The sequence below is a fragment of the Edwardsiella anguillarum ET080813 genome (assembly GCF_000264765.2).
In the GTDB taxonomy this organism is placed as follows: Bacteria; Pseudomonadota; Gammaproteobacteria; order Enterobacterales; family Enterobacteriaceae; genus Edwardsiella; species Edwardsiella anguillarum.
Genome location: NZ_CP006664.1, coordinates 3,015,432 through 3,026,137, shown reverse-complemented (window position 1 = coordinate 3,026,137; position 10,706 = coordinate 3,015,432). Strand labels below are relative to the sequence as shown.

General features: G+C 61.5%; 10 protein-coding genes. 5 read left to right on the top strand and 5 right to left on the bottom strand.

What is annotated here, in order from left to right:
• Positions 1-161: 161 nt before the first annotated feature.
• From baeS to trhP, 4 genes are all read left to right on the top strand, one after another.
• Positions 162-1,535, top strand: a complete 1,374-nt coding sequence (gene baeS / locus ETEE_RS13620; RefSeq protein WP_034163588.1) for an envelope stress sensor histidine kinase BaeS — start codon at positions 162-164, stop codon at positions 1,533-1,535.
• A gap of 106 nt (positions 1,536-1,641) precedes the next feature.
• Positions 1,642-2,373: an envelope stress response regulator BaeR gene (gene baeR / locus ETEE_RS13615; protein WP_034163589.1), complete on the top strand. Its 732-nt coding sequence runs from the start codon at positions 1,642-1,644 to the stop codon at positions 2,371-2,373.
• Between the two features lie 157 nt (positions 2,374-2,530).
• Positions 2,531-2,872, top strand: a complete 342-nt coding sequence (locus ETEE_RS13610; protein WP_034163590.1) for a YegP family protein — start codon at positions 2,531-2,533, stop codon at positions 2,870-2,872.
• Between the two features lie 224 nt (positions 2,873-3,096).
• Positions 3,097-4,458: a prephenate-dependent tRNA uridine(34) hydroxylase TrhP gene (gene trhP, locus ETEE_RS13605; RefSeq protein WP_034163592.1), complete on the top strand. Its 1,362-nt coding sequence runs from the start codon at positions 3,097-3,099 to the stop codon at positions 4,456-4,458.
• 467 nt (positions 4,459-4,925) lie between these two features.
• Here trhP and ETEE_RS13600 read toward each other — a convergent pair whose 3' ends face one another.
• The 3 genes from ETEE_RS13600 to ETEE_RS13590 all read right to left on the bottom strand — a co-directional run bounded on the left by ETEE_RS13600 (position 4,926) and on the right by ETEE_RS13590 (position 8,001).
• Positions 4,926-5,870, bottom strand: a complete 945-nt coding sequence (locus ETEE_RS13600) for a LysR substrate-binding domain-containing protein (protein WP_034163594.1) — start codon at positions 5,868-5,870, stop codon at positions 4,926-4,928.
• A gap of 912 nt (positions 5,871-6,782) precedes the next feature.
• Positions 6,783-7,421, bottom strand: coding sequence for a DsbA family protein (locus ETEE_RS13595; protein ID WP_081854055.1), 639 nt, complete (start codon positions 7,419-7,421; stop codon positions 6,783-6,785).
• 124 nt (positions 7,422-7,545) lie between these two features.
• Positions 7,546-8,001, bottom strand: a complete 456-nt coding sequence (locus ETEE_RS13590) for an inhibitor of vertebrate lysozyme family protein (RefSeq protein WP_034163595.1) — start codon at positions 7,999-8,001, stop codon at positions 7,546-7,548.
• Positions 8,002-8,198: 197 nt separating this feature from the next.
• Between ETEE_RS13590 and ETEE_RS13585 the strand changes: the two genes are divergently transcribed.
• A complete protein-coding gene (locus ETEE_RS13585; protein ID WP_034163596.1) occupies positions 8,199-9,065 on the top strand; it encodes a hypothetical protein in 867 nt (288 codons plus the stop codon).
• Positions 9,066-9,071: 6 nt separating this feature from the next.
• On the opposite strand, the gene thiD is transcribed toward ETEE_RS13585, so the two are convergent.
• Complete coding sequence (gene thiD, locus ETEE_RS13580; protein ID WP_034163597.1) at positions 9,072-9,887, bottom strand: bifunctional hydroxymethylpyrimidine kinase/phosphomethylpyrimidine kinase; 816 nt, start codon at positions 9,885-9,887, stop codon at positions 9,072-9,074.
• Positions 9,884-10,687 carry a hydroxyethylthiazole kinase gene (gene thiM / locus ETEE_RS13575; RefSeq protein ID WP_034163599.1) on the bottom strand — a complete coding sequence of 268 codons (804 nt, stop codon included), beginning with the start codon at positions 10,685-10,687 and terminating at the stop codon, positions 9,884-9,886. The genes thiD and thiM overlap by 4 nt, the downstream gene beginning before the upstream one ends.
• Between the last annotated feature and the right edge of the window lie 19 nt (positions 10,688-10,706).

Below are 10,706 nucleotides of genomic sequence, written 5' to 3'. Positions count from 1 at the left end.
GTCCGCCACGCCGCGGGCGTGCCGCTCGTCCGGCGCGCCTTTATCTTGGTCTATCGGGCTATCGCCGTTATTATCGCCTGGCCGACGCCGCTTTTGGCCCCGGCGGCAAACGGCCAGCGGCGCCGGCGCCAGCGTCACCGATGTCCCCCTGAGGAGAAATCATGAGACTGGGTATTTCCGCCAAACTCTTTCTGGCCATTCTGTCCACCTGTATTCTGGTGCTGATCATCATGCACTGGGGAGTGCGCGTCAGCTTTGAGCGCGGCTTTATCGACTATATCCGTCACGGCAATGAGCAGCGGGTGCAGCTGATGGCCAGCGAACTGGAAACCCTGTACGCCCGCGAAGGAAACTGGAACTTTCTGCGTCACAATGAGCGGATGATCTTTAGAATCATGCGCGATATCGAGCAGAGCAGCAATCTGCACGGCAGCCTGCCCCCCCACGGCTGGCGCACCCCGTTTTGGGTCATCGATGCCAAAGGACGGCGCCTGGTCGGCCCGCAGGGGAGCCTGCCGAGCGACGGTATCCGTAGCGCGATACGCTATCAGGGGCGCGACGTCGGCTGGGTGCTGACGACCCCGCCCGAGCGCCTGACACGCAACACCGATATTAACTTTGATCGCCAGCAGCGCCGCACCAGCTGGTTTATCGTCGCCCTGGCGACCCTGCTGGCGGCGGCGGTGACCCTGCTGCTATCGCGCGGCATGCTGGCGCCGGTCAAACGGCTGATCGACGCCATGCACCAGCTGGCCGCCGGTAATTTTGCCACCCGCGTCGACGTCAGCAGCCGCGACGAACTGGGGCGGCTGGCGCAGGACTTCAATCAGCTGGCCATCACGCTGGAGCGCAACGAACAGATCCGCCGGGCGCTGATGGCCGACGTCTCCCACGAGCTGCGCACGCCGCTGGCGGTGCTGCGCGGAGAGCTGGAGGCGCTGCAGGATGGGGTACGACGCCTCACTCCCGACTCGCTGACCTCGCTGCAGGCGGAGGTCAGCATCCTGACCAAGCTGGTCAACGATCTGCACCAGCTGTCGCTCTCCGACGCCGGCGCCCTGGCCTACCGTAAAAGCCCCATCGAGGCGAGCGCCCTAGTGCAGGCCGCCGCCGGCGCGTTTCGCGATCGGCTGGCCGCCAAAGGGATCCGTCTGACCCTGCGGCTGCCGGACGCGGCCCGAGTGTTCGGCGATCCCGACCGTCTGCTGCAGCTGTTTAACAACCTGCTGGAAAATAGCCTACGCTACACCGATAGCGGCGGCGAGCTGCAGATCGTGGGCCAAAAGAGTAGCGATACGCTGACGCTGTGCTGGCAGGACAGCGCGCCGGGCGTCAGCGCGGAGCAACTGCAGCATATCTTTGAGCGCTTTTACCGCGCGGAGGGCTCGCGTAGCCGCGCCAGCGGGGGCTCGGGGCTCGGGCTGTCCATCTGTCAGAATATTGTCGCCGCCCACGGCGGCAGCCTGAGCGCCAGCCATTCGCCGCTGGGCGGCGTCGCGATGACCGTAACCCTGCCGCTGGAGCCGCAGACCTGAACCACCGTAAAAGCCATACGGCCACCGGCGGCGGCGCGATGCCCCTGGCCGGTGCACCGGCGCCGTTCGAGCCTTAACCTGATGATGCCTAACCGGGAGTAGACCGATGAATATGCTTGCCACCACCCCGCTGATGCCCGAGCCGCAGGGGGCGCGCGTCCTGATCGTTGAAGATGAGCCCAAGCTGGGTCAGTTGCTGATCGACTATCTGATCGCCGCCGGCTATCGCCCTCACTGGCTGAGCCGGGGCGATGAGGTGCTGCCCTACCTGCAGGAGCATCTCTGCGATTTGATTTTGCTGGATCTGATGCTGCCGGGCGTCGACGGCCTGACGCTGTGCCGCGAGATCCGCCGCACCTCAGAGGTACCGATCGTGATGGTCACCGCCAAGATCGAGGAGATAGATCGTCTGCTGGGGCTGGAGATCGGCGCTGATGACTATATTTGCAAGCCCTATAGCCCGCGCGAGGTGGTCGCCCGGGTGAAGACGATCCTGCGCCGCTGCGGGCTGCAGGATACCCTGTCCGAGCCGGCGCCGCTGCTCATCGATGAAAGCCGTTTTCAGGCCAGCTATCGCCAGCAGCCGCTGGATCTGACCCAGGCGGAGTTCCGTCTGCTGAAGACCCTGGCGACCCAGCCGGGCAGCGTCCTCTCCCGCGAACAGCTGCTCAATCACCTGTATGACGACTACCGGGTGGTCACCGACCGCACCGTCGACAGCCACATCAAAAATCTGCGACGCAAGCTTGAACCTGTCGAGGGCGACGAGCCGCTCATCCGCTCGGTGTATGGCGTCGGCTACCGCTGGGAAGGGGCCCCCTGCCGCGTCATCGCCTGAGGCCTCCCCCGCCGCGGCGATACATGCGGTTTCGGCACCTGCGCCGCCGGCCGTGCTGATGAACGCTATACTACTATGGACAGTATCCCGCCATAATCCGCCATTCGCCACGCGGCGATGGCGGATTCGTTATCGTAACACAGGCAAGGAGATACCCATGACAATGGGCTATTACGAGATCAAACGCACCCTTAATGGGCGGTTTCATTTCAACCTCAAGGCCGGTAACGGCGAGGTGATCCTCAGCAGTGAAATGTACGCCTCCCACGCCTCGGTCGAAAACGGCATTCTCTCCGTGCAGGCCAACGCCGCCGAGGAGGCGCAGTATGAGCTGTGCTGTGAAGGGGAGCAACCCTACTTTTTACTCAAGGCCAAGAACCATCAGGTGATCGGCCACAGCGAGCACTACAGCTCTGAAAGCGCCGCCCGTAAAGGGATCCAGTCCGTTAAAAAGAATGCCCAGACCCGCGACATCCGCGATCTGAGCCGCGGGCAGTGACGGGAGACCACTCCGGCCCTTTTCTGCCGGGCGCTGCACCGACAAGGCTCCGGGCACGGCGGGGCCTTGATTGTACTGCCCGCGCCAACTCTCTATAATGCCCGCCTTTACTGCAAGCCTCTGGGGCAGCTCTCCGCTCCGCGCGCGGCGTCAGCGCGCACGGATGACGATGAGGCACGCCCTACGCTGCAGCCTGACCTGTGATCAGAACAAGAGAGTCATCTATGTTTACTCCGGAATTACTGTCCCCGGCCGGTTCGCTGAAAAACATGCGTTACGCCTTTGCCTATGGCGCCGACGCGGTTTACGCGGGCCAGCCGCGCTATAGCCTGCGCGTGCGCAACAACGAGTTCAACCATGAAAACCTGGCGCTGGGTATTCAGGAAGCCCATGCGCTGGGCAAGAAGTTCTACGTGGTGGTCAATATTGCGCCGCACAACGCGAAGCTGAAAACCTTTCTGCGCGATCTTAGGCCGGTCATCGATATGGGGCCGGATGCCCTGATCATGTCCGATCCTGGCCTGATCTCGATGGTGCGCGACGCGTTTCCGTCGATGGCGATTCATCTATCGGTACAGGCTAACGCGGTCAACTGGGCAACGGTAAAATTCTGGCAGCAGATGGGGCTGACTCGCGTGATCCTGTCGCGAGAGCTGTCGCTGGAGGAGATCGCCGAAATCCGCGCACAGGTACCGCAGATGGAGCTGGAGGTGTTCGTCCACGGCGCGCTGTGCATGGCCTATTCCGGACGCTGCCTGCTATCAGGCTATATCAATAAGCGCGATCCCAACCAGGGCACCTGCACCAACGCCTGCCGCTGGGAATACAAGGTGCAGGAAGGCAAAGAGGACGAGGTCGGCAACATTGTGCATCAGCACCAGCCGATCCCGGTGCAGCAGGTCGAACCCACCCTAGGCATCGGTGCGCCGACCAACCGGGTCTTCATGCTGGAAGAGAGCATGCGCCCGGGTGAGTATATGAGCGCCTTTGAAGACGAGCACGGCACCTATATTATGAATTCAAAGGATCTGCGCGCCATTCAGCACGTGGGACGTCTGACGGAGATGGGGGTGCACTCGCTGAAAATTGAGGGGCGCACCAAGTCGTTTTACTACTGCGCCCGCACGGCGCAGGTTTACCGCAAAGCGATCGATGATGCGGTGGCCGGCAAGCCTTTCGATCCCAGCCTGCTGACCACCCTGGAGTCGCTGGCGCACCGCGGCTATACCGAAGGTTTCCTGCGTCGCCACGTACACGAAGATCAGCAGAACTATGACTACGGCTACTCCGTCTCCGATCGCCAGCAGTTCGTCGGCGAGCTCAGCGGTGAGCGCCGCGATGGCTATGCCGAAGTGCTGGTGAAAAACAAGTTTTCCCGCGGCGACAGCCTGGAGCTGATGACGCCGCAGGGCAATATTCAGTTCACCCTGGACGATCTGCGCGACAGGCAGGGCCAGCCGACCGACGTCGCGCCGGGCAACGGGCATACAGTCTATATTCCGCTACCGGCGGAGATCGATCTGGCCTATGCCCTGCTCATGCGTAACCTACAGGGCACTAGTACCCGTAACCCTCACGCCCAATAATGTTCAGCCCCAGCCGGAATCACTCCGGCTTTTTTTATTTTTTTGATAATACCCGATGACGATCACACTAAAGTAACCTCGTCATGGTTATTATTGCCACACAAAAAGCAATAACGAAATAGCAATACTAGGAACCACCTCCTTGCCGGCCCAATCTCCCTTGGGCTGGTTTTCTTTTTTTCAAAGAATAATCCCATTCGGGCAAAATAATTTCAACCACATGATTTTTAATGAAAAAAATCATGTGGCCGCGCCGACGTGATGAATCATCTATTCTCTTTAGCCTACAACGAAATATATTCATCGATATTTCGTATCTAACCAATTAAAAAAACAATCGCTACTGATTACTTATTTATCACGCCATGTAGAAATAATCAGGAATAACTGAATCCGTTCAGCTAAAAATAGGCCTACGGGGTGGGTCCTTATCACGGGCTGGCGCGGCGCTAGACGAGCGTATCGGCTCACGCCGTCAGAGGCACCATGCTCCCCAGGGAGACGGTGTCCGTCAGCACGTCAAGCAGGTTACGGAACTCGGGGTTGCGTAGGGAAAGCTTGTTATAGGTGAGATAGAGCGGAATCGGCGGGATCGCAAATGCCGTCTCCACCACCCGCAGATTAAAGGACGCACCGTAGCGCAGCGCGACCTCCCGCGGTAAAACCGTCAGTAAATCGCTATGGCTGACCACCCCCAGTATCGAGATAAAGGAGTCCGAGCGCAGAACTACCCGGCCGCCGTGTAGAAATGCAAAGCGATCCCCGTCGCTATGGGCGCGCTGCAGGATCACAAACCGCTCCCCGCTCAGCTGAACCTCGCTGCACGTCTCCCCGAGGCGCGGATGTCCATCGCGGCATACCAACGCCAGCGGTTCGTTTGTAAACGGCAGGCAGTGCACCGCATGCGTCGTCACCGGCGTCGTACTGAACACCACGTCGGCCTTGCGAAAATTCAGCAGCTGCTCAGCAATGGTATGCGGATGATAATCCGCATACTCGCTGTAGTGCAGCAGCTCATACCCGACGCCAAGACGCTCAAGGGCGCTCACAGCGGCGGGCAGCACCTGCAGCGCCACGCAGCAGGGGGCGAAAACGACAAACTTGCGGCGCTGCTTGGCGGAAAGCGTCGCGTTGAGGGTATTTTCAATCAGCGACAGCCCCTGGGCGATCTGATCATGCAGGCAAACGCCCAACGCCGTTGGCGAAATCCCCTTGCCTGCGCGGATAAATAGCGGATCGTCAAAGTGCTGACGCAGCTTTTGCAGCGACTGACTCACCGCCGAGGGGGTGGTGCCCATCGCCGCCGCCGCACGGCTGACGCTGCTGTGTAAAAACACCATCTCAAATACGGTCAGCAGATTGAGATCGAAGCCCTTTAAATGCAATAAATTACTGTGATTAGAACGCTCCATACAAATACACTATCCTTATGTTTTAAATGGCATTCTTTATATCGACCATTTCAGGACAGCTTATACATTCACACTGATAACTCAATAGACTCAGTCATAACAGCGAGATAAATCGTATTCTTCTGATAAAACACCGGCGCTAAGCATATATATCAAGTATTTGTCACCTACTATTTATTTAATAAATGTATACTATGGTGCATAACCGCGCACGATGCACAATAGCGCGTACGGGCGTCAGGGGGCCGTCACATTAAGGCGAGCGATTAAGATATAACGCCGGCGATTGGCAATGAGTGCCGCAGGGGAATCCTCCTCTCAGCGTAAGGGCGCCTAGGCTGAGATAGACAGCGCCCCGCGGGTGCGTTGATGTCCGCCCCCGTCGGTTAACCGGCTTATCGCGTTGTCGATACGGATATATCCTATGATAATAAGCGATAGGGTTAAAATGCAGCGCAGCAGCGCCAACCTGAAGGCCGGCGACATTGATAAAAAACAATGCGACGGCGTCCGATTAATCCATTAAGACGCCCGTCCCCGCTTTGCCCGCGCGGGAAAAAGGCATCCCCGAATCATCCCATCCCGTGCACGTCATATCCCTGGACTTAGGGTATTATCCCGATGCGGGGCGAAATAGCCCCCATGCGAATGGCATCCGCGCGGGAATATGGCCAGATTGGCACCTTCCCCGGCTTGTCCTGAGGCGCTCCGCCGCCACCGCCGCGATGCCGCCCGCTCATGTCGCCAGCGGCGGCTCGCGGAGGCGCTGAGCTGAAAGAGAAGGGGACGCGGCGGTATGGGGCATGGGTCTTTAGGGTCTTACCCCGCCCCCCTGCGCCATTGGCGCGCTGCAAACGCCCCAAAAAAAACGCCCGGGCTCCTGGCCCAGGCGTTTATCGGCAGAGGGGAGCGTTATTTACCCTGAGCCAGCAGGAACTTCACCACGTCCGCATATTCGCTGCGATAGCCATCAATACTGGTCGCCTGCATTCCATCATTTTTAATCTGGTACTTACCCGCGACATAGAACGACGGGGTGCCGCGCACGCCAAAGGCCTGCACCGCATTCTCCTGCCGCGCGGTCAGCGATTTCACGACAAAACTGTTCAGCGCCGCGTCGTACTCCGCCGCCGCAACGCCGGAGTCGACAAATACCTGACGGATATCCGCCGGAGAGTTAATGCTGCGCTTCACCTGCACCGCATCAAACAGCGGCTTCTCCACCTTATCCGATACGCCGAGGGCCTGCGCGACGGACCACGCCTCCGTCAACGCCGCTCCCTGCGGCCCCAGGAAGCTCACGTGGTATTTCACCACCTTCTCCCCCGGCGGCAGGATCCCGTTTACTGCCTCACCGATGCGGTAAACGTTGGCAAACTGGTTACAGGGCGGGCAATAGAAAGAGAAAAATTCGACGACCGCCGGTGCGCCGGGCACGGCTTTCGGCATGTCGGTATACTGTTTTCCTTCCTGATACCCAGCAGCCTGAGCGGCAACAGAGCACAGTACCAGCAGGCCGGCGGCGGCCTGGAAGAGTCTCGTTTTCATCATCACTTTACCGTATCAAGTCAACTTGTGCGCAGAGTAGCATTCCACACGGCGAACGCCGTACGGATTTACGATTAATTACACCGGATTACACGCTGATACAGCGGCAGCGCACGCGTGACGCGCGCTATTTCCAATCCGGCTGCGACGTTACCTGCTGCATCAGCAGCGCCTTCAGGGAGGCGTCCGGATTGCCCAGCCACTGAAAGCGGGCATACTTGGCGGGCTGCAGCATCGCAGCATCGCTGTCCGGCAGCGTTACACGCAGCGCCCAGGCCTGGCGTCGATCAGCGCTGAAGGCGATAAACAGCTGCCGGTTGCCGCAGTTGTGCGGCTGACAGACCATGCCGACCTGATACGCCTTACCCTGCCAGGTCAGCGTCTGCGGCGGCGCAGAGGTTCCCTGTCCGCTGCGCACCCACAACGGCAGATCCTTCTCGCCCTGCAGCGCCTGCTTCCAGCTCTGCTGATACGACGGCTGGGCCATCAGCTCAGATAACGAGGGCGGAATAGCCTCATCGGCCATTACCGGCGCTCCGTAGGCCAACAGAAGGGCGGCCAGCGCCCCGGCGATCGTTTTCATGGTAACTCCTTCAGTTAGGTCGCGGCACCGTCATTTATTTACGCCGCAGCTGTTTCATAAATAAAATATTTACTATTTTTATCAGTCATTCTCAATCTGAAAAAGTTGATCTATAGCAGAAAAGTACCTTGGCATCGGCCCCGCCGCCGGGCTTTAGGGTAAGCTTGGCCCGCCCACGTTTTTCTGGATACCACACTATGAGCGATATGATTACCCTTCCCCCGCTGCCCGCCCTCGCACGCGAGCGCTACGATGCCGCCAGCGCCGGCGCGCTTGATGCGCTGGACTGCTCCGCCATCCGCCAGCGGGTCGACGCATTTGGCCACGCCGATCGCCCGCAGGAGAGCTACCTGACCGGCTGGATGGCGTTCAATCCGCTGGTCATCATCCGTAACTATCAGGACAAACGCGGCACCTCCAGCGGCGTTGTCCTCTCCGTCGGCGACGCGTATCGCTTCAGCGTGCAGACCATTACGCCGCGCATTCCTAAGCTGCTGCTGTGGGCCACCCTGCGCAGTAAACCGAAAACCCTGCCGCTGGTTGCCCTGCAGGATCTGGCCGCCGGCGATCGGCGACTGGTCCCCTACCGCGCCGTGCGCGATGCCACGCTACGCGAGCAGATGACGGGCTGGTGGGCGGAGATCAATGACTATCTGGGCATCGCCTGCTGGCAGCATAGCCATGGCTATCCGCAGTGGCAGGCGCTGGAGCGCAGCCTGAGCTGCGACGGGATCCACAGCCTGCACCAGTGGCTCCAGCGCGATCCGCACACCTTGGAGCACGACGGTGACTACGCCGGGCGCTGGTACGATGGCCTGTTCATCGCCACGCGGGCCGCCAGCGAATCCAACCCGTGGCCCTCGCTGCTGCTGAGCTGGAAAAGCCCGCAGCGTCAGGCCAGCTATCTGATCGGCTGGCTGGCCGGCGCGGAGGATAAACCGGCGCTGGCGCTGGCGCTGCGCCCGGACGCGGAGATGCCGTTTTTCACCCTCAACCGTTTCGACGCCGAGCACCTGCAGCGGCTCGCCGTGCTGAATGCGCTGGCGGCGCAGCACGCCGCCTAGCCCCGCTTACCACCAGCGGTAAAAGTGGTGCACCGGGCCAATGCCCTGTCCCACCTGCAGGGAGTCCGCGGCCATCAACGCCCCCTGCAGATACGCCTTCGCGGCGGCAACGGTAGCGCGCCAGTCCTCATGACGCGGGCGCAGCGCCGCCAGCGCCGCGGACAGGGTGCAGCCCGTCCCGTGAGTATGGCGCGTCGCCACGCGCGCCGCGCTAAAGCGCTCGGCGGCGCCGTCGCGGGTCAGCAGCCAGTCGGGGCTCTCCCCGCCCCGTAGGTGCCCCCCCTTCATCAGCACCGCCTGACACCCCAGCGCCAACAGCGCTTCGCCCTGGGCAACCATCGCCGCCTCATCCTCCGCCACCGAGCCCCCCAGCAGCGCGGCGGCCTCCGGCAGGTTGGGGGTGATCAGCGAGACCTGCGGCAACAGCTGCTCGCGAATCGCGCTGACGGCCTGCGGCGCCAGCAGCGCATCGCCGCTTTTGGCCACCATGACCGTATCCAGAACGACGTACGGCAGCGGGTAGCGCGTCAGCGTCTGGGCGACGCAGGCGACGATATCGGCGCTCGCCAGCATGCCAATTTTCGCGCTGTCGATGCGCACATCGCTCAGCACGGAGTCCAGCTGCTCCCGGACAAACCCGGCGTCGATAGGGTAAACCGACTGTACGCCGCGGGTATTCTGGGCTACCAGCGCGGTGATGACGCTGGTGCCATAGGCGCCCAGCGCGGAAAAGGCTTTGAGATCGGCCTGGATCCCGGCGCCGCCGCTGGGATCGGTGCCGGCGATGGTCAGGGCATTAATCCGTTCTGCGCTCATGCTCATGCCGCCTCCCCCGCGATGACGGCGGGCTGGAGGCTATACAGGGCGTCCAGGAAATGGGGCGTGAAGCTGCCGGGACCGCTGGCCTGCGCCGCCGCCCGCTCACCCGCCAGCGCCATCACCCGGCAGGCGCTAGCCACCGCCGTCAGGCGATCGTCCAATACGCTGAAGGCCGCCACCACCGCCGACAGTGCGCAGCCGGTACCGACGACCCGGGTCATCAGCGGATCGCCGCCGTCGATCCGGTAGCTGTTTTGTCCATCGGTCACGTAATCGCTGGCACCGGTAATCGCCACCACCGCACCGCTATCGCGCGCCAGCGCAGCCGCCGCCGGCAGCGCCGCCAGCGCATCATCCTGACTATCGACGCCGCGCCCGCGCGAAGGGGCGCCGGCCAGCGCCAGGATTTCAGAGGCGTTGCCGCGAATCACCGCCGGGCGCAACCGCAGCAGACGATGGGCGAAATCGCTGCGATAGCACAGCGCACCGACGGCCACCGGATCCAGTACCCAGGGGGTTCCTGCCAGATTGGCCGCCTCAATCGCCGCCAGCATACTGTCGGCGCGCGCGTCATACAGCGTACCGATATTGATCAGCAGCGCATCGGCCAGCGCCGCAAACTGGCGGGCCTCCTCGGTCTGCACCACCATCGCCGGGGCGGCGCCCAGCGCCAGCAGCACGTTGGCTGTCAGGCTTTGCACCACTTCATTGGTCAGGCAGTGAACCAGCGGCGTACGCTGGCGTAAGGTCATCAGCGCCTGGGCGCACAGCGCATCAGGCAGGGGAGTGGGTTGCGTCAACATGGCGTCTCTCTCAACCGGC